General features: G+C 31.2%; 17 protein-coding genes. 4 read left to right on the top strand and 13 right to left on the bottom strand.

The genetic code is table 11. The features are described 5' to 3' along the window. Window positions 1–130: 130 nt before the first annotated feature. Window positions 131–1,801 carry a ribonuclease J gene (locus JOC70_RS15225; RefSeq protein ID WP_204599745.1) on the bottom strand — a complete coding sequence of 557 codons (1,671 nt, stop codon included), beginning with the start codon at window positions 1,799–1,801 and terminating at the stop codon, window positions 131–133. A gap of 837 nt (window positions 1,802–2,638) precedes the next feature. Here JOC70_RS15225 and JOC70_RS15220 point away from each other — a divergent pair. Continuing rightward, entirely contained in the window at window positions 2,639–3,193 is a 555-nt protein-coding gene (locus JOC70_RS15220; protein WP_204599744.1) for an MORN repeat-containing protein, read from the top strand. 86 nt (window positions 3,194–3,279) lie between these two features. Here JOC70_RS15220 and JOC70_RS15215 read toward each other — a convergent pair whose 3' ends face one another. The 6 genes from JOC70_RS15215 to JOC70_RS15190 form a co-directional block, all read right to left on the bottom strand. Beyond that, entirely contained in the window at window positions 3,280–3,483 is a 204-nt protein-coding gene (locus tag JOC70_RS15215) for a DUF3006 domain-containing protein (RefSeq protein WP_204599743.1), read from the bottom strand. Between the two features lie 15 nt (window positions 3,484–3,498). Then, window positions 3,499–4,782, bottom strand: a complete 1,284-nt coding sequence (locus JOC70_RS15210) for a ComEC/Rec2 family competence protein (protein WP_243429153.1) — start codon at window positions 4,780–4,782, stop codon at window positions 3,499–3,501. Between the two features lie 182 nt (window positions 4,783–4,964). Then, window positions 4,965–5,780, bottom strand: coding sequence for an ABC transporter permease subunit (locus JOC70_RS15205; RefSeq protein WP_204599742.1), 816 nt, complete (start codon window positions 5,778–5,780; stop codon window positions 4,965–4,967). 13 nt (window positions 5,781–5,793) lie between these two features. Next, window positions 5,794–6,669 (bottom strand): ABC transporter ATP-binding protein, encoded by an 876-nt coding sequence (locus tag JOC70_RS15200; RefSeq protein ID WP_341534911.1) that lies wholly within the window; start codon window positions 6,667–6,669, stop codon window positions 5,794–5,796. Beyond that, window positions 6,666–7,118, bottom strand: a complete 453-nt coding sequence (locus JOC70_RS15195) for a DUF3021 family protein (protein WP_204599741.1) — start codon at window positions 7,116–7,118, stop codon at window positions 6,666–6,668. Before JOC70_RS15195 ends, JOC70_RS15200 begins: the two co-directional genes overlap by 4 nt. Before the next feature lie 13 nt (window positions 7,119–7,131). After that, complete coding sequence (locus JOC70_RS15190) at window positions 7,132–7,569, bottom strand: LytTR family DNA-binding domain-containing protein (protein WP_204599740.1); 438 nt, start codon at window positions 7,567–7,569, stop codon at window positions 7,132–7,134. 293 nt (window positions 7,570–7,862) lie between these two features. Between JOC70_RS15190 and JOC70_RS15185 the strand changes: the two genes are divergently transcribed. Both JOC70_RS15185 and JOC70_RS15180 read left to right on the top strand, forming a co-directional pair. Beyond that, window positions 7,863–9,404, top strand: coding sequence for a hypothetical protein (locus JOC70_RS15185; protein WP_204599739.1), 1,542 nt, complete (start codon window positions 7,863–7,865; stop codon window positions 9,402–9,404). 311 nt (window positions 9,405–9,715) lie between these two features. Then, the gene (locus JOC70_RS15180) at window positions 9,716–11,257 is read left to right on the top strand and encodes a hypothetical protein (RefSeq protein ID WP_204599738.1); all 1,542 of its coding nucleotides are present in this window, start codon (window positions 9,716–9,718) and stop codon (window positions 11,255–11,257) included. Window positions 11,258–11,344: 87 nt separating this feature from the next. Here the strand turns inward: JOC70_RS15180 and JOC70_RS15175 are convergent, their stop codons facing one another. From JOC70_RS15175 to uvsE, 6 genes are all read right to left on the bottom strand, one after another. Beyond that, window positions 11,345–11,935, bottom strand: coding sequence for a class I SAM-dependent methyltransferase (locus JOC70_RS15175; RefSeq protein WP_243429152.1), 591 nt, complete (start codon window positions 11,933–11,935; stop codon window positions 11,345–11,347). A 26-nt stretch (window positions 11,936–11,961) separates the two neighbouring features. Further along, on the bottom strand, window positions 11,962–14,259 hold the full coding sequence (locus JOC70_RS15170) for an ATP-binding protein (RefSeq protein ID WP_204599737.1): 2,298 nt from the start codon (window positions 14,257–14,259) through the stop codon (window positions 11,962–11,964). A gap of 3 nt (window positions 14,260–14,262) precedes the next feature. Next, the gene (locus JOC70_RS15165) at window positions 14,263–15,390 is read right to left on the bottom strand and encodes an ABC transporter substrate-binding protein (RefSeq protein ID WP_204599736.1); all 1,128 of its coding nucleotides are present in this window, start codon (window positions 15,388–15,390) and stop codon (window positions 14,263–14,265) included. A gap of 311 nt (window positions 15,391–15,701) precedes the next feature. Then, window positions 15,702–16,127 (bottom strand): N-acetyltransferase, encoded by a 426-nt coding sequence (locus JOC70_RS15160; protein WP_204599735.1) that lies wholly within the window; start codon window positions 16,125–16,127, stop codon window positions 15,702–15,704. Window positions 16,128–16,250: 123 nt separating this feature from the next. Then, window positions 16,251–16,904, bottom strand: a complete 654-nt coding sequence (locus JOC70_RS15155; RefSeq protein ID WP_204599734.1) for a YczE/YyaS/YitT family protein — start codon at window positions 16,902–16,904, stop codon at window positions 16,251–16,253. Window positions 16,905–17,035: 131 nt separating this feature from the next. Then, complete coding sequence (gene uvsE / locus JOC70_RS15150) at window positions 17,036–18,280, bottom strand: UV DNA damage repair endonuclease UvsE (protein WP_243429151.1); 1,245 nt, start codon at window positions 18,278–18,280, stop codon at window positions 17,036–17,038. Between the two features lie 254 nt (window positions 18,281–18,534). Between uvsE and JOC70_RS15145 the strand changes: the two genes are divergently transcribed. After that, complete coding sequence (locus tag JOC70_RS15145) at window positions 18,535–19,968, top strand: PdaC/SigV domain-containing protein (protein WP_204599733.1); 1,434 nt, start codon at window positions 18,535–18,537, stop codon at window positions 19,966–19,968. Window positions 19,969–20,053: the final 85 nt, after the last annotated feature.

Below are 20,053 nucleotides of genomic sequence, written 5' to 3'. Positions count from 1 at the left end.
AGAATACCCCCATCTTATGACCCACTCTAGGGTTCTACCTTAATTTTTTAAATAAAAAATTACCCCGTAAATATAAAAAATATTTACGGGGTAATTTAATTCTTATTATATTAACTATATCTAATGATATTTATATTTCCATAATTATTGGAAGAATTATAGGTTTTCTTCTTGTTTTATTGTATAAAAACTGTCCTAACGAGTATTTTATACTAGATTTTATTACTAACCATTCAGTAACCTTTTTCTCCATACATTTATCTAATTCAGCTTTTACTACTTCAGTTGCTTCATTTAATAAATTTCCAGATTCTTTTACATAAACAAATCCTCTTGTAATAATATCTGGTCCTGAAAGTACAGTAGATGAGGCTTTATCTATTGTTACTACTACGGTTAATATACCATCCTGCGATAAGTGCTTTCTATCCCTTAGTACTATATTTCCTACATCACCTATACCAAGGCCATCTATCATAACTGCGCCTGAAGTAACTCTTCCTGATCTTTTAGCACTATTTCTACTTAGTTCTAGTGTCTGTCCAGTTTCTAAAAGAAATATATTTTTCGAATCCATACCTAAGCTTTCAGCTAGCAATCCATGCTGTCTCAAATGCCTATATTCACCATGAACAGGCATGAAAAATTTAGGCTTAATTAACGTATGAATCAGCTTTAACTCTTCTTGACAAGCGTGGCCTGAAACATGAACTTCTTCTAAGGCATTATAAATTACTTCTGCCCCCTTCTTAAAAAGCTCGTCTATGAGTTTGGATATAGGCTTTTCATTTCCAGGAATTGGTGAAGCCGAAATAATTACCAAGTCACCTCTATCAATACTTATCTTTCTATGAGTTCCATATGCAATTCTTGAAAGTGCAGCCATTGGCTCTCCTTGACTTCCTGTTGTTATAATTGTTATTTTATCAGCAGGATATTTATTAATATCATCTACACTTATAAGTTGATCTTCAGGTAATTGCATATAACCTAATTCTATAGCTATTTTAGAAATTTTCTCCATGCTTCTTCCACTAAATGCAACTTTTCTTCCGTAAAACAAGGATGAATTAATAATTTGTTGGATTCTATTAATATTGGATGCAAAGGAAGCAACAATTACTCTACCTTTTGCAGTACCAAAAATCTTTGTTAGGTTTTCCCCTATAATCTTTTCTGAAACTGTATAGCCTGGACGTTCAACATTTGTACTATCTGCCATTAATAATAATACCTTTTGACTTCCGAGCTTTGCAAAACGGTGAAGATTTATTACTTCTCCATCAATAGGCGTATAATCTATTTTAAAATCTCCAGTATGAACTATGATGCCTTCTGGAGTTTGTATTGCTAATGCACAGGCATCTGCAATACTATGGCAAGTTCGTATAAATTCAACTTTAAAATGTTCAGTTTTAACCTCTTCGCCTGGTTTAACTTCAATAAGTGTACAATCAGAAATCATATTATGTTCTTCTAATTTGCTTTTTACTAGACCTAATGTTAATCTTGTACCATAAACTGGTACATTTAACTCTTGCAAAACATATGGAAGACCACCTATATGATCTTCATGGCCATGGGTTAACACAAAACCCTTTACTTTCTCTCTATTATTGAGTAAATACGTTATATCTGGTATAACTAAATCTATACCATACATTTCTGAATCAGGAAAAGCTAAACCACAGTCAATAACAATTATTTCATTATCATATTCTATAGCTGTAATATTCTTTCCAATCTCTCCTAGACCGCCTAATGCGATCACCTTTACTTTGGGTTTGTTTTTCGCTATCATTTAATCTCCTATCCGGCAAAGAAAACGTGCCCTACTTCCAGGCTCTTCACCATTAAATTCTTAAGTTTATTTCATTAACAATATTACAAAACAAGTGCCTTTATAATAATTAGGAACACTAGTTATTATTTCTTTTAAATTTTATGGACTTACTTTTATTCATACTTATTTTTAACTTTCAATATCTTTCATCTAAAATCCGGTTAACAGTTCACTAAAGTAATAAATTTTTCTATAATAATTTTCTCCGTGCATTTCATTAATAATTTATTAAAGCCTACATCTACCCTTAGCCTGACTTTTTAATTTGATTTTTTCATATCAAAAATAATTATTCAACGTTGCAAAAGAGCAAAATTTAATTTAGTGTCACTGTACAAATAATAAATTCACTAATAACTTCCATATTATGTTAATATAGTTGAACTTGTTTTTATGGTCCATTGCCCATGAAAAAACTTGGATAAATATAAAACATTTGCCTAATCAATTGAGGCAACTTATATTCATTCATCTTTTTTCATACCTACATTCGCATATATAAATTAGCTACAGTAGCTTCGCTAATCCTTATATACTGCTTATTTCACTTAGATTCATCATATTATTTATCACACTATAATTTATGTTATTATATACTATAATTTACAAATAATCAAGTTCGAATAAAAATGGCTATAAATAATTTATGTATAAATAATAAAAATTTAATAAAACTAAAGAAGAAAATATCCAAAAATAAATATTTCAACAAAATAATTGCATAAAAACATGAAATTTAATTTTACTTGTGGCATAATAAAAATGAAATTAAGGAATATAAGGAGAAATTTGAATATGAAAAAAATCACAATAAATAATTCCAATCTTAAGAAGTTGAAAATGACAAATGTAGAAATTGCTGCACCAGAGCATACAGCTCATGTCCATGGCGGCTCTTATGTTGGCGACCGCAAAGATGGTAGAATGCATGGAGAAGGAACTTATTTTTACAAAGATGGTAGCATATATACAGGTCAATGGAAGAATGATCAAATGGATGGTCAAGGCACTTTTACCTGGTCATGTGGTGAAAAATATATAGGTCAATGGAAAAATGATGATAAACACGGCCATGGAATTTATACCTGGCCAGATGGAGAAGTATATGTAGGTAATTGGGAAAATGGTACACGATCTGGTGAAGGTGTTTGCTCTTGGCCAGACGGAGACGTTTATGCCGGTGAGTGGTCAAATGACTTAAGGCATGGTTACGGCATTCACACCTGGTCTGACGGCGATAAATATGTAGGTACGTGGAAAAATGATGTACGAGAGGGACAAGGAATGTACATATTTGCTGATGGTAAAGTTAACATAGGAAACTTCAAAAATAATGAATTTGTAGATTAACAAGAAAACATACCTAGATTTAATTCATATAAATCTAGGTATGTTTTCATATTAGTACTTGCCACTTGCCACGTGGGTGGCACTTCTTATGACCAAATATCTTTAGTCAATTCTTGAATAAGCTTTTTTCTACTTTCTGTTTCTTCAGTATCAATGCTAATATTTATATTGAGCACATCGCCCTCTTTAGCTTCTTCAGGCAAAATTTCCTTTGGTATATCTAGCATAGTTTTATTTTCTCTTTCACATACCGCAAAATCCTCTTCAAATCTATCAATTATTACTTTCATAGCTTTTTAAACCTCCTAGTAAGTACAAACATCACATGGGTCTGAATAACTTGAGTTAATAGCTTCATCTAAGGTAAATTGTAATATCGTTTTACTTCTCGAGAGTGTTCTACAATTTTTGTCATAATGATAGGATTTCCCTGAAGGAGTATGATATACTATCCTAGCATTATTGTTTGCTGATGTAGTTGTTTTTGGTGTAGTTGGTACAGTGGACTTTGGAGCAACGGCTGCTGGTACAACTTGAGTTTTTGTAGTTGTACTATTTCCTGTAGAGCTTGATGAGCTTGAACTTGAAGCTGCACCATTATAGCTACCAGGGTTCGTACTAAATTTAACTTCACTTCCGTTACTTGTAGCTACTATAGTTCCTCTTTCATCAGTTCTATAAACAGGTATATTTTTTGCTTTTAATCTGTTCATCACTTCTTGTTTAGGATGTCCATAGTCATTATCTTTACCTACTGAAATAACCGCATACTTAGGATTTACTTTATTTAAGAAGCTTTGACTAGTTGATGATTTACTTCCATGGTGTCCTACTTTAAGTACTGTAGCTCTTAAATCTAAGCCCTTACTTACCATTTCGCTTTCACTTACACTTTCAGCATCTCCAGTTAGTAAAAACGAAGTACTTCCATAAGATACTTTAACTACTATTGAATAATCGTTAGCATCCTGATAACTAGAGCTATTTGGAGCAAGTATAGTAACAGTAGCATCTCCTAATTTAAAGCTTTCACCTACTGTTGGAACAGTAAGCTTAAGTCCTTTCCCCTTAACAACTCTTACAAAATCTTCAAAGGTCTTTGTAGTTGCTGTCTGCTTTGGAAAATATACCTTTCCTACCTTAAATGAATTTATTATGTAATCTGCGCTTCCAATATGATCTTCATCCTTATGTGTACCAATAAAGTACTTAAGCTCATTAATTCCTTGCCTATCTAAATAACTTTTAACTGTCTGATTATCAGCATTATTTCCTGCATCAATAAGCATTGCAGAACTTCCCTGCTGGACTAATATAGAATCAGCCTGTCCTACGTCTATGAAGTGAACTTTAAGCTCTCCATTTACTGACGTCGTAGACTCCTTAGATACATCCTGAGACTTTTTAGTATCTTGAGTTTCAACTGGAGCTATTGTTGCCTTATCATCTCCTGATGTAGATGTGCAACCCGTAGCCATTCCCATAATTAAAAATACTGATATACATGCTGCCATGGATACCTTAATATACTTAGCGCCTGCCCTAAATCTAAAATCTAAGTTTAGTATCCTCTTAATTGTTTCTTTCAAAAAATCTCCTCCTTGTTGTTTTATCTAGATTATATTATACATAGTAGTAGTGCTCCTTTTCAATTATTAGTTTATAGTAAACGCTTCCTTAAGTTATAAAATTAAAAGACTATGTCATATTAAATATTTATATATTCTGACACAGTCTTTAGATATATTTTATTGTTATCAGCACAAAGTACTTATATTCTAAAATCTTTCTTTCTATACGTGATGTACGTACATGAAATAGATAGAAAAATTATCACCAGTGCCAAAGCTATACTTATTCCATCAAATCCATCTTTAATAATTTCTAATGGTACTGCATAATGAAAGGGTGAAAAATACTTTAGAAATTTAAGCTGATCTATCATATTAGAGAACATACCTAAAAGATACGTTGTAAAGAAAAGCCCCATGAATATAGGCATTACAAGTCTTAGATGTGAAATTAAGGAAGAAAGCAGAAATCCTACAGCCATAAATACTAACCCTACTAACAGGAATGCTGAAAAAAGTATTTTCATATCTGTAATCAAGCTTATTATTTTTAAATCAGATGGTTTTACAATTAGCGATATTATAGTTGAAGTAACAGCCATTATGACAACAAATATATAAAATAAAGCCAGCGAAGACAAAATTTTCATTGTAACGATTTTATTCCTGCTTATTGGCTGTGCATAAAGAAATTCTATAGTTCCTTCACTTTCTTCTTTGATGAGCGATTTTGCTCCCAACATACCTGCGTAAATGCTTCCTGCTATCACTATATATTGAAAAACGTATGCAAAATATTCATTTAACTTTGTAAAATCAGGCATGCTCTTTAAATTAAAAGCCTCTAATATTGCCTGCGGCATAGCATCCATTTTTGTATTTACTATTTCCTTCATCCCACTATCCTTCATTGAAGGAAACATGGACATAAATAAAATAGTCAAAAGCACACAAACAATGCTCCATATACTCAAGGGTCTCATGCCCTTTTTTACTTCCATCTTAAATACATTCATTTGTTTTCCCTCCTTATTTATAGTAACTCATGAATACTTCCGATAGTTTCTTCTCTTCTATTGTGATATCCTTTAAATTGTATTTTATTATTACGGAAATAAGCTTATTTATATTCCCATTGTAGTGAAAAACCAAACTTTCCTTACCTTTATCTAAGATTTCTCCACCAATTTTTCTAATTTCATCTTCAATATTTTCTGAAAGCTTTAGAGTGACTCTTTTTACCTTTCTGTTAGTAAAACTAGATATATCTTTAACATCTACTATTTTACCTTCCTTTATGATAGCAACTTTATCACAAAACGCTTCCACTTCTGTAAGGTTGTGACTTGATAAAAATATAGTTGTACCTTTTCCCTTTAAAGATAATAAAGTATTAAAAAGCTTTTGCTGAATTAAAGGATCTAACCCATTAGTAGGTTCATCTAAAATTAAAAGTTCTGGCTTATGAAGCATGGCTTGAACGATGGCAACCTTCTTCCTATTTCCAAGTGAAAGTTCAGAAATGTTTTTATCAAGTTCAACATCAAAATTTTTGCATAACTCTGCTACATAATCACTATCCACATTTTTGTGAAAGGATTCAGCATAATGGATAAGCTCAGAAACCTTCATATTGTCATAATATCTAACTTCACTTGGAACATATCCTATGCTTTCTTTAATTTTAGTTCCTTCAGTAACACAATTTAATCCAAAAATTCTTGCCTCCCCCGATGTTGGAAAAATGAGATTTAATAATACCTTGATGGTAGTAGATTTACCAGCACCATTAGGTCCTATAAAACCAAATATTTCTCCTTGTTTAACCTGCAGTCTTACATTTTCTATGCCACGAATTTTACCATATGACTTTGTCAAATTTTCGATTTCAATTATATTCATCATTGGCTTTTCTCCTTATTTAAATTTTGTTTATATGCTGTTAACTTATTATTCAATTCTTCTCCAGTTGACTTATAATAAATATAAAATGAAAGCATGCATAGTGAGTATAAAGTAATATATCCCAAAGTAAATATCATCACAGAGATAATATTTGAAATGCTTACCCAATTAAGGGATTTACCCCATATGAATAATGTAACATAGCACAATATAGAATGTATCATTACTTTATATTTAGTTTTAGTAGTACTTAATATTAGTTCACCAAAAATAAGATAATGAAAGAAAGTAATAATAAGAGTTATTAAAACAAATTGCCACACAACAACAAACTCCATAGATTTAGCACCTAAAATCATACTTATTGTGGTATATAATAACATTGCTGCTGTAAAAAATAATCCCCACACAAATTTAAATTGAACAGTAAATTCTACAAACTTTTTCAATGTAACCCCTCCTTTATAATCCTAAAATTTCTTTTATAATCCTCATATATTGTCTTGAAATAATAAGCCTTTCATCATTTTCTAAAAGTACCTCCAGCTTTCCATTAAATTTTGGTGATAGTCTTTTAATCTTTGAAATATTAATTATAGTTGACTTACTCGCTCTAAAAAAATCATATTTTGTCAGTTTTTTCTCAACCTCATATAACCTTAAGTGTGTTTCAAGCACCTGTGACTTTGTATACATAAATGTCCTCTTATCCACACTTTCAAAATAAAAAATATTCTCTGGCTCTATGAAATAAGTTTCACCATACATTATCCCAAGAATTTTTTCTTCAGAGTTTTTAATCATAGACATTATCCTATGAATTTCATCGTCAACTGCCTTACATTTAATTATTATTTCTACTTCTGAATTGTTAGAGGATTCATCTATTGTAATCTTCAACCTAACACCACCTGTAAAAAGCATTATTTATATTTTAACTATAAACAACTCAACTTATTAAGTAAATATGTATAATACTAAGTTGCATTATATAGCTACTAAGTTGCAAACAAGCATCTGTATATAAAGTAAATATTTTCATTTTATTACAGTTAAATAATTTTATTCATTTTATTTAATTTTCAATTTGTTCATAATTTTTAGCGTGACAAATGTAGACATTTTTCGCTTCCCATGCTACTATTATTTAGTATGAATCTCACAATATTATTTGTAGAATAAGGAGGCACTATATGGAACAATTAGTTGAACAAATTGTAAACGTACAAATGCTTAATCAGCTTTGGCTAACGCTATTATTATTAATTCCTATTGTTTTAATTGCTCGTACTGTTGTAGCCGGAACGAGATACTCTCCAATCCTAATCATAGTAATTTTCGGATTGGGTATGGGATTAGCACTAGTTAAAGGTAACGTTGCTACACCTGGCTTATCTGAATTTCCGATAGTAAATTTAATGAGTAAGGTAACTATAATTGCATTAATTGCATCCTTCTTTGTTGGAGGACAAGAACTTAAAAAAATACTATCCCATGAAAAATTAGAAAGTGAAGACATGGTTGTACCATCCGATGAGGAAATTATTCTTGGAACTAAGCGTACACAACTTGTATTTATTATAAGATCTTTCTTCATACTTCTTGGTATCGAAGGTGTTAACAAATTAATTTTGGGAGTACCGGCAAATGATCAGCTTGCAAAATTTTATCCAATTATAGCTTACATTGGTATATGCGGTTCAATTATTTTAATCGATTACAAAGCAACAATATCAGATAGATCACATTATATAAGAAAAGGTGTATTTGAAATTATTGTTATTATTTTAATATTGGTTATATCAGCTAATGTAGCACAGTGGATTAAACCAATCATTGCATTACCTCAGATTTTCTTTGCTATGATTCTATCTGCAGGTTTAGGTGCGATATTATCTAACTGGAAATTTGGTCCAACACTTAGATCATTAATTTTTGCTGGAATACCAGTAGTGCTTGCGGCTAACTTTATAGTAGGTGGTTCACAGATTCTTGAAGCACTAAAGCTTACTGAAATGAGAGCAGTTTTAACTTATGGTCTTTCTGGACAGTTATTTTGGATGTTTGGTGGTTTATCAATACTTATATTATTTGGTAAAGCTAATCATGTACGTAACCTTGCACCTGGTATGGCAGGAGCACTTTCTCACTCAGGATTGACTGGAGCTTGTACTGCTGGTGATTTAGGACCAGATGCAGCATCTAGAGCTCCAATAATGATAAACATTCCATTCTTTGGACATGTATTCGTATTCTCAATACTAGCAGCAAGTGCGGAACGTGGTTCCTTGTTAGTTGGTTGGGTTGTACCATTAGTTATTATTGGTCTTGGGTTAACAGTAGTATCTTTAAAAACACTTAGAAACGCAAAAGGTGAGGAAGCTATCGAAGTTAAAGGTTTAATGCAATTCTCCTTTGGATTACAGGTAGTTGCAGTATTCTCAAGCTTTTTAATGTTAAGCCTTAGCGGTATGCCAATAAGCGATGCATCTATGGCAGCTTCATCAGCTCTATCTCACTTTGGATTGTTTGCAGCAGTTCAGGGGGGTATGTTTGGGGAACAGGCAGCAGCTATGATTCCATTTATCTTTGCTATGCCATTCTTAGTTCATCCATTTGTTTTCGGTATATTTGGTAAGTCTGTTGAAAATGATGGCGTAATGCCTGCTAAAATAGTATACACATTAGCTTCCCTAGGAACCTTAGGTCTTGCGTATGCATTAATATTTTCATAATAAAATCGCATATTTATTTTATAATTTATGCAAAAGAACCCTTCATTAATTGAAGGGTTTTTTCTTATTAGGATATATACTAATTATAATATAGGCCTTTTGTGTACATAGTATGGTTATCATCTCTAATTTAAGATTAGTTATTTCCGCAACTACTTAATCCACAAAAGTTTGTATAATTTTCTGTGGCTTCTTCTCGGTAATTTCTTCTATCACTTATACACATTAATAATTTACATAATTTTCGTTCTTTATGCTAATATTACTATTATATAAAAATAATTAAAATGTTTATATGTTAAGGAGGTACTATGGAACAATTAGTTGAACAAGTTGTACATGTACAAATGCTCAATCAGCTTTGGTTGACACTATTATTATTAATTCCTATTGTTTTAATTGCTCGTACTGTTGTAGCTGGAACAAAGTACTCTCCAATTCTAATCATAGTAATTTTTGGATTAGGAATGGGATTAGCATTAGTTAATGGTAATATCGCTACACCTGGTTTAGATGAGTTTCCTATAGTAAATTTAATGAGTAAGGTAACAATAACTGCACTAATTGCTTCCTTTTTTGTCGGAGGCCAAGAGCTAAAAAAAATACTCTCCCACGAAAAATTAGAAAGCGAAGATATGTTTATACCATCCGATGAGGAGATTATTCTTGGAACTAGACGTACACAACTTGTATTTATCCTAAGATCCTTTTTTATACTTCTTGGCATCGAGGGAGTTTATAGATTAATTATAGGGGCATCGGTAGGTGATCCGCTTAAAGGTTTTTATCCAATCTTAGCTTATATTGGTATAGCTGGATCAATAATTTTAATTGATTATAAAGCAACAGTAAAAAATAAATCAGAGTATATAAGAAAAGGTATATATGAAATTCTTGCTATTCTTATAATATTAATTATTTCAGCGAACATTGCTCGGTGGATTAAACCAATTATTGCATTACCCCAAATCTTTTTTGCTATGATTATGTCTGCTGGTTTGGGTGCAATACTTTCTAATTGGAAGTTCGGACCAACACTTAGATCATTACTTTTTGCTGGGATTCCAATAGTGCTTGCTGCTAACTTTATAGTAGGCGGTTCACAAATTCTTGAAGCATTAAAGCTTACTGAGATGAGAGCCGTTTTAACCTATGGTCTTTCTGGACAGTTATTTTGGATGTTTGGTGGTTTATCAATACTTATATTATTTGGTAAGGCTAATCACGTACGTAATCTTGCACCTGGTATGGCAGGAGCGCTTTCTCACTCAGGATTAACTGGAGCTTGTACTGCTGGTGACTTAGGTCCAGATGCTGCATCTAGAGCACCAATAATGATAAATATTCCTTTCTTCGGACATGTATTTGTATTTTCTATACTAGCGGCAAGTGCAGAACGTGGTTCTTTATTAGTTGGCTGGGTTGTTCCACTAGTTATTATTGGTCTTGGGTTAACAATTGTATCCTTAAAAACACTTAGAAATGCAAAAGGTGAAGAAGCTAGCGAAGTTAAAGGCTTAATGCAATTCTCCTTTGGATTACAGGTAGTTGCAGTATTCTCAAGCTTTTTAATGTTAAGCCTTAGCGGCATGCCAATAAGCGATGCATCTATGGCGGCTTCATCAGCTTTATCCCACTTTGGATTGTTTGCAGCAGTTCAAGGAGGTATGTTCGGGGCACAAGCAGCAGCTATGATTCCATTTATCTTCGCAATGCCATTTTTAGTTCATCCATTTGTTTTTGGTATGTTTGGTAAGTCTGTTGAAAATGACGGGGTAATGCCTGCTAAAATAGTATACACCCTAGCTGCTATTGGTGTTGTAGGTGTTACGTATGCTCTAATATTTCGATAATAAATTAATTCAAGTATTTTTTACATACTAAAAAACCCTTCATTGCATAGAAGGGTTTTTGTTTATTAAATGGAATATCATAAACTTTTATTTATACTTTCCTGCGAAAAATATAGGTAACAAAAAATCCCCCGTTTCCTCATTTTCAATGTACTTAATTAAGTGAAACAACTTTTTAATATTTATAAAATCCGCTTCTTGAATTAAATCTTCTTTTTTTATCTTATGATCAACCTTGTGCTTATGCCCAAAACCACATATAAATAAAATGCCTTCATCTGTTATATGATTTTCTGTATCTGCAAGTTGCTCACTACTTAATTTATAATGGTTAATTAAAATATTATCGAATATACCAATATCCTTAAGTGAACTCCCTTGGCTTAAATCAATTTGCTTTGTATTAAGGACATATTTTTTTCTTTCAGCAAATATTTTAAATCGCTCAAGTGCTTTACTGCTGAAATCAACTCCTGTTACTTTAAAGCCATTTTCCATAAGGAATAATCCATTTCTACCATCTCCACAGGCAACATCCAAAACAGAACCATCTTTAAAGTATTTAATGTTTTCAACCAGTGATTTTTCTGGGCTTAAGGGTTTATCTCCTCTACATGCAAACTTTTCCTCCCAGTACTCTTTATCTCCAATAAATGCATGACTACCTCCCTTTATCATAAAACTATTCTCAATTAATTAAAACCTTATAAATAAATATCAGAAAATTCAACTTTAATTTCATTTACTAGCCTATTGTCAAAGTCTAAACAAGCTTCAACTTCATCATCCACTATTCCTTCCTTTACAGGTAATTTTATAATAAAAGTGCTGCCAACGCCTAATTCACTTTTAACTTCTATTGCTCCTTCTAAAATATCAACTAATGATTTTACAAGTGATAATCCAATTCCTGTTCCTTCTGCTTGTCTAGATAAGTTGCTATCAACTTGTCCAAATCGCTCAAATATTAATTCCTGCTTATCCTTTGGAATTCCTATACCTGTGTCTATTATTTTAATCTCTACTAAGTCTAATTCACTATTTTCACTAAGTATAACATCCACTCTTCCACCATTGTTCGTAAATTTTATAGCATTTGAAAGAATATTTAATATAATCCTTTCAACTTTTTCCTCATCAATACTAATAATCTTAGTTATCATATTTGAGTCAAAAGATATTTCAATATTCTTTTGGTTTGCATATAACTCTACTGACTCAGTAATAGCTTCAATTAAGAATACTATATCAATGTTTTTCATGTTTAATTTAAAATGCCCTGAATTTAACTTTGTAATATCTAATAAATTATTTGCAAGTCTGAGCTGCCTAAATGTATTTGTCTTTATACTTCCAATAAGTTCTTTAACACGATCTGATATCTGATTAAAATATATGCACTCAATCAATTGAATAGCTGAATAAATAACATTTAAAGGAGTTTTAAATTCATGACTGATTAAAGATATGAACTGATCTTTCATAACAAGGGCTTTTTCTAGTATTTCTCGCTTTTCTATTTCTGCTTTAAGCAAGAGTTCTTGCTGCTTCTTAATCATATTTTCTGTGTGTTTACGTTGGGTAATGTCTTGAATACTTCCTTCTAAGTACATCTTTTCATCTTTAGCATCACAAACAATGTTTACATTTATCTGCACCCAGATAATTGTTCCATCATAGTGTTTAAGCTGTGTTTCAAAGCTTTTTTCATTCCATATATCTCCAATTACAGCTTCCTCTTTTGTATTATCCATTGAAGGTTTATATAGTAAGTTGTTAATATTCATTTTAAATAATTCTTCTTTACTTGGATATCCCAATATAAATACAACCATTGGATTAACATTCAATATTTCACCGCTTATGGTAACACTGAAAAGTCCGATTGGAACCCTATTAAAGAGCCCTCTGTAACGCTTTTCACTTTCTTGAAGCGAATTTTCTCGCACTTGTAGGTTGTAATTCATGAACTTAAAATCTGCTGCAAGTTTATTTAACTCATTAAATGCAGTTGGAATAGATTCTATTGAATTATATTGACTAAAATCTCCGGCTGTTAATGCATTTGTTCCTCTACTAAGATGCTCTAAAGGAGTAACCACATATCGCTGAAGCTCTTTACCCAAATTTCTCACCAAAATCAGCCAAATAATTACTGAGGCCAATAATGTTAGCCCCAAGGTTAACGCATATGTACTAAAAAAAACAGACAATGGAACTTGATCTACAATGATCCATCCAGTTCCTTCAAGTTTTGCAGCACTACCAATAAATCTTCGTCCATTATACATATAAAAATCATTAGTTTTTCCAGTTAGTATGCTCTGATACATCCCTAGATTACTGAAATTAATTTGCTGTTTAACCATATCAGAAGATGGGTGCGCTAATAGCTTACCTGTTCCATCCATAATAAATACAAAATCTTTATTTGATTTATCTGATATGCTTAAAATGTCCTGTTGAAACAACCCTAGATTCAATTCTCCAATCACATATCCTCCATTTGAAAGGGCTCTATTTAAATAAACCGTTGGTTCACCTGTACGTGGGGAAATAAATGGTAGAGAAATGGTAATATCTTTGTTACCTCCACTTTTTTTAAAGCTTAGTATATTAGACATATCTAAACCTGTATACCGATAATCGGAAGGCATCATTAGCTTAATTTTATTACCTTCATCGAGATAATATATGGTTTCAAAATAGCCGTAGGCTTTCCAAGTGCTTTCCATAAAAATTGATAAGTTTGCCTCTCCTGATGTTTCAGCTACTCTAGCAACAGCATCTAATATTCTTCCGCCTTGGTCAATATGATACCCTACTGTATCAACTACTGACTGTATTACTTGTTTCTGTTGTTTTATAAGATTTTGTTCAGCTGAATAAGCCATACCTAAATTAGCAATCACCCCTACCAACACTAATGGAATAAACAAACGATAAAGTAGTAAATGTAAAACTACTTGCCGAAGGCACGGTGACTCTTTGGTACACTCCATTATCTACTCACCCCCATGACCGCTGTAAGTCAACATATCTATATTAATAAATTTTCCGTTACGAATTGTACTTAAATAAAGAGGACGCTTAACATCACCAAATTGATTAAAAGAGAATGTGCCCATAACACCTTGAAAATCATTAATGTTTATTAATGCCTGCTTTAATCCCTTAGCTTTTCCTTCAGTCTTTTTAAGAGCTGCTGCTAATATCATAGCAGCATCATAAGCAAGAGTTGCTCCGTATGATGGTACATTTCCAAACCTATCTTCATAGCAAAGCTTAAAATCATTAAAAGTTGATGTTTGACTGCTTAATCCATAGGCTTGCTCAATTATTAGCCCTTCAACTGCCTTCCCACCATTTTTAATTAGTTTATCTGTTGCAGCCCAGGATGATGTAAATAGTGGAACCTTCCATCCCATAAGTCGAGCTCTTTGAGCAATAAAGGCTGTATCAATATCTGAAGCTATAATAAGCAATCCATCTGCCTTAGCTTCACGTAACTTTGACAATAGTGGAAGAAAATCTGGTTTAGCTACGGACGAAAAATCAGCTTCACCAGTTATATTTCCACCTAATGTTTGGAACTTATCACCAAAGTTTTTACAATATCTCTTAGAGTATGCATAGTTATCTATATCATAAATAATTGCTAGCTGAGCTATGTCCATTTTATGGTAAATGTATCTTGAGAAAATTTGAGAACCATCTTCAAATGATGGATGCACCCGAAAAAAATAATCATCTAAATTGCTTAGTTCAGCAGTAGAAACAGTTGGACCTATCATTACCACATTAGCAGGGTTTGTTACCTTTAAGCCTGATAAGGTTTGTTCACTTGTTGTATGCCCTATGATAGCAACAGCCCCTTCCTTAATTAATTCGCCATCAACTACCTTAGCCTTCTCGGGTATCCCAAAATCATCCCGAGTAATTAATTGAATTTTCTGCCCAGCAATTCCACCAGAACAATTAATTTTCTCTACCGCCAGTTGTACCCCATTACGTTCTTCAACTCCAAGCTCAGCTTGTCTTCCTGTCAATTGAGAAGCAAATCCAATAATTATTGGTTTGTTAGTGGTCCTATTTACAAAAAAGCAGCCTAATATTACAACTAATAAAAACATTGGAATAAACCATCTCAATGAATATTTGTTTATTTTTAGTCTATTAGTATTAATTTTTAATACCCCCTTAATTGCTTTATTAACGCTCTTAAGATTACCAAAGATAGCTTGTTTCTAGCTTATTTCTGCTTTTATTACTATATCTTACCATATACTTATTTTTTATATAATTCTCTATTTTTATAGAAAAACCTCTATTTTATTAACAAAATTGCGCGACAAAAATCTCTAAAAACATACACTCTTTTTAGTTTTATTATAAAATAAAAACTACAGCAATTTATTCTGCATAAACTCCTGTAGTTTCCCTACTATTTCCATCCCATAATTAATTCTTTTTCATTAGTAACTTCATCTATTTTTTCTTCATATAAAACAAAACCTACATTTTTATAAAATTCCACTGCCTTTTTATTGCTTTCATATACAGCTAAACTTAATGTATGGTATCTTTTCTTTGCAAACTCAACTAGTTGGCTGCCAATTCCCTTTCCTTGGCTAGATACGTCCACAAATAATGCTCCTATAAAGTCATCATTTAAAATGCTTATAAAACCTTTTGTACCATTACTTTCTTCATAAATAAATGTTTTAGACATAGGTATATATACATCCTTAACCTCGTTATACTTGTCTAACCAGTATTCCTTCTTTATAAAGCTATGTGCCTCTATAGTAGCATGCTTCCATATTTCCATAACTTTATTTATATCATTTGCTTCTAATTCTCTAATCATAAACTTTCACCTCTAGTCCCTAGTATTATTTCCAATCATCTTTTTAGCGTAATTCTAATATACAATAAACTAAATTTAAGTAGAAAAAATGATTATAATTAATCTTTACTTTCTCTTATTATTTTAATGAGTTATGCACTCTTTCACAAATATAAAACCTTGCTTCATATTTTTATGTTTTAATGACTTTACATCAAACTTAAATATCTTAAAAACTATTTGAACAAAATACCCTATCCCAAATGCATTAATTAATGTTCCAATTCCAACAAATCCACCTAAAAACCATCCAACAGTTAATGCTGCAATTTCTATAGATGCTCTTATAATTCCTACAGGCTTACCTGTAATCTTTGCTAGCACAATCATAAGTCCGTCTCTAGGACCGCATCCCATTCCACATGCTACATATAAGTAACTACCTATAGCTATTAAAAACATTCCTACTATCATCATAAATATACCTGAATATATATTATTACAAACAGGAATAAGATTTCTATACATTATAAAATCTATAAAATATCCAATCATTAATATATTAGATATAGTTCCAATTCCTACCTTAAGTCCTAGTATACTTGTGAGTATCACTATAGCTACTCCAACTATAATGCTGGCCTGACCCATAGTTAAACTAGTTAAATTTGTTAAGCCTTGATGGAATACATCCCATGGACTTAATCCTAAATTTGAATTAATTGCCATTACGGTTCCACATGCGCATAATGCAAATCCCAATGTCATTTTCATTATAATTTCTAATACCTTATACATAATATTTCCTTCCGTTAACTAACTCTTTTTCATTTGTATCTTAACATACTTTTGTACTTTTGTTAAATTTTATTCCCTCATTTTATTAATCTGCTTCCGATATACAATTCTTTATAATATATTTACTGAAGCTAATAAATAAAGTAATAAGAATTGTTTATATACTCTGCTTTATATTTTTTGCACAGTTTTTGCAATAAACTCTTTATCTTATCCTTATTTCCGGTAGGATTTTTTAAAAGTTCATTGTAATTTCCTTTTTCTTTTATTGTTACCTTATCCTTTATATACCCATATACATGTTCTGCTGTATTTATAAAATTCCCTTCATCAAAAGACTCTTGTAGGCACTGGTCAATATACATGTAAACCTCTTTCATATGCACCATAGAATTTACTAAGCTGCTGCACTTTTTATAGTAAGAATAATTCTTTTCCATTAAGGAGTATTTGTATTTTGCCCACTGCTTTGTTCTCTCTGATATGGCCAAATCTTCCTTAAGAGCATATGTACATTTTATAGCTGATACTTCCTTATCCTTAACTTCAAGCATCACATCTGCATTTAAATTTTTAATACTTTCCATGTAGCTTAAAAAGTTTTTAGTAATAACAAATTTAGAATGAGCCCCACCTTTCTTATCAATATCCTGATCTGAATAATGAAGTTTCACCCTCCCATCCTCAGCTTTCCATGTGCTTTTCACAGCATTTAAAATATCTTCTATTTCTAATGAGCAGCTATTAAGCTTATGGTGAAGATTATCAAAAACCGCTGGAATACTGAGTGCATTACAAATATCTAGCACATCCTCTATGTTATAACTTTTATCATCATTTTCAACTATGAGTCTTTTCCTCATGGAATATGATAATCTATAAAAATTATGCTTAAATCTTTCTATTGCAGAATGTTTATCTCCATATACTCCTCCAACATGAAGTACAATTTTATTGGAGTAATCAACTTCCATACTATCTAAAAATCTACAATGATACTCTAAATCTGCAATACTCTTTTTAACTACTTCTTCATTTGGAGAATTTAAAACCGTATATTGTCCTGGATGCATTGAAACCCTAATATTATTTTCCCTTATAAATATGCCACATTCTCTGAGTGCTTCTCTATGAGTATCCCACCATTTTAATTCGTTAATAGAATGGCTACCAAAGGGTATAATATCAGAACTTATTCTAAACATATAAATTTCATTTTCTTTATTCCATCTTAATATACTTATTAGATCATTTATATTTTCTCTAACGCATTCATTAAAGATATCTTCATTATAATTTTTTAACATAAAGCTTCTTGAAGTTTTATATGGCAGAGAAGTTGGAGTGCATGCATATCCAATTCTATTATTAATCAATTAATTTCACCAACTTTCTTTAAATCTTTCAGTAGTTTACTTAATAACCATTTGAGTCTTTCATTTTGTTTTATCTTATTTCTATTATAATCATTAATTATTCATTCTTCCTAATTATTTTTTTCACACTTCTGCCAACTATGTTCTAACCTATGGTATTTTTGTATTTTTATTGTAACCAATTACTGGATAAACAAGTATATACTTATAAGTATAAAATATATTAAAACATTAAAAGAAAGGAATATATTAAAATGAAAAAAATACTGTGTTTAGGGCTTATTTGTATTTTAGAACTTGGGAATGGATCCTATGCATTAGCTGAAGAAAATCCTACAGCAATTCAATTTAATGATAAGAATACACCTACAGATGTTAAAACTAATATAACTGTTAAAACTAAAGAAATTAAGTATAAAAATGACGCAATAGATGTAAATATAAAAATTCCAGTAGTGGATGGGATTCAGGACAAATCTATACAAAAGAAAATAAATGATATGTTAGAAGAGGAAATAACAGCATTTAAACTAGATTTGGAAGAAACGTCACAGCTTGCTTTAAAAGATTCTAAAGAAAATGAATGGGCAATGCTCCCCTATGCTGCTTTTGTAGATTATAAAGTTCATGCTACTCAAAATAACTTATTAAGTATTTCAGTTATTTATTATCAATATACAGGCGGTGCACATGGTTCTACATTACAAAATAATTTTAATATAGATTTAGATACTGGAAATGAAGCTACATTAAAGGATTTTTTCTATGAAGGGGAAAATTATAAGGAGATAATAAGTAAAGAAATAAAGAAGCAAATGGCATCAAAAGAAGCTGGATATTTTGAAGATGCTCTTAATACAGTGAATTTTATTTCAAACACTCAATCCTTCTATGTTAAAGATAATAATATTGTTGTATGTTATGGGCATTACGAAATTGCACCCTATGCAGCAGGCATTCAAGAGTTCAAAATTCCTTTCTCTTCTTTTGAAAAAGGTGTAAAAAAAGATATTGATGTAGAATATCCTCAAGTAAAAGTTAAAGAAAAAATAATAAGAAATACTACATCTGATTTAAGGATTCCAATAGTACACGGACTCAGGGATACAAACTTGCAAAGCAAATTAAATATCAGCTTTGAAAAAGATATAATGAAATTTAGTGACAAGATAGAGAAAATCACCAGGGAGCGCGAAAAGGAATCAACGAAAAATGATACTGGATTATATGCATATACACATTTCAATGAAAATTATAACGATAATAATTTACTAAGCATTTCAGTTAATTATCATGAGTATACAGGTGGCGCTCGCGAAAATTATGAAAAGATAACTAAAAATATCAATATTAATACTGGAGAAGAAATAACTTTAAAGGATTTATTTAAAGATGACTCAAACTACAAAGATGTGATAAATAAAGAAATAAAAACACAAATTCAAGATGCTGCACAGCAAATGAAAAAAGATATAGAACAAAATGGAGGCATCTACAAAGACGACTATGCTAATCATAAAAATTTTAAGGGTATTTCAGATACACAGTCATTTTATATTGCCCCCGGAAATATTGTAGTCTATTTCCCATTATGTGAAATCGGTACTTATGATGAGGGAATCCCTGAATTTAAAATTCCAATATCTAAAATTATGGATAATATAAAAACAGAATTTTTAGAGATTTAATTTCACTGTATAAAGTACTCTCTCAGCAATAATATCTATGCAGCTTACTTTAATATCTCCCTATAAAAACTACAGAATTTTATCC

Source organism: Clostridium pascui (assembly GCF_016908015.1).
Classification (GTDB): Bacteria; Bacillota; Clostridia; order Clostridiales; family Clostridiaceae; genus Clostridium_AK; species Clostridium_AK pascui.
This window is presented reverse-complemented; position numbering and strand designations above follow the sequence as displayed.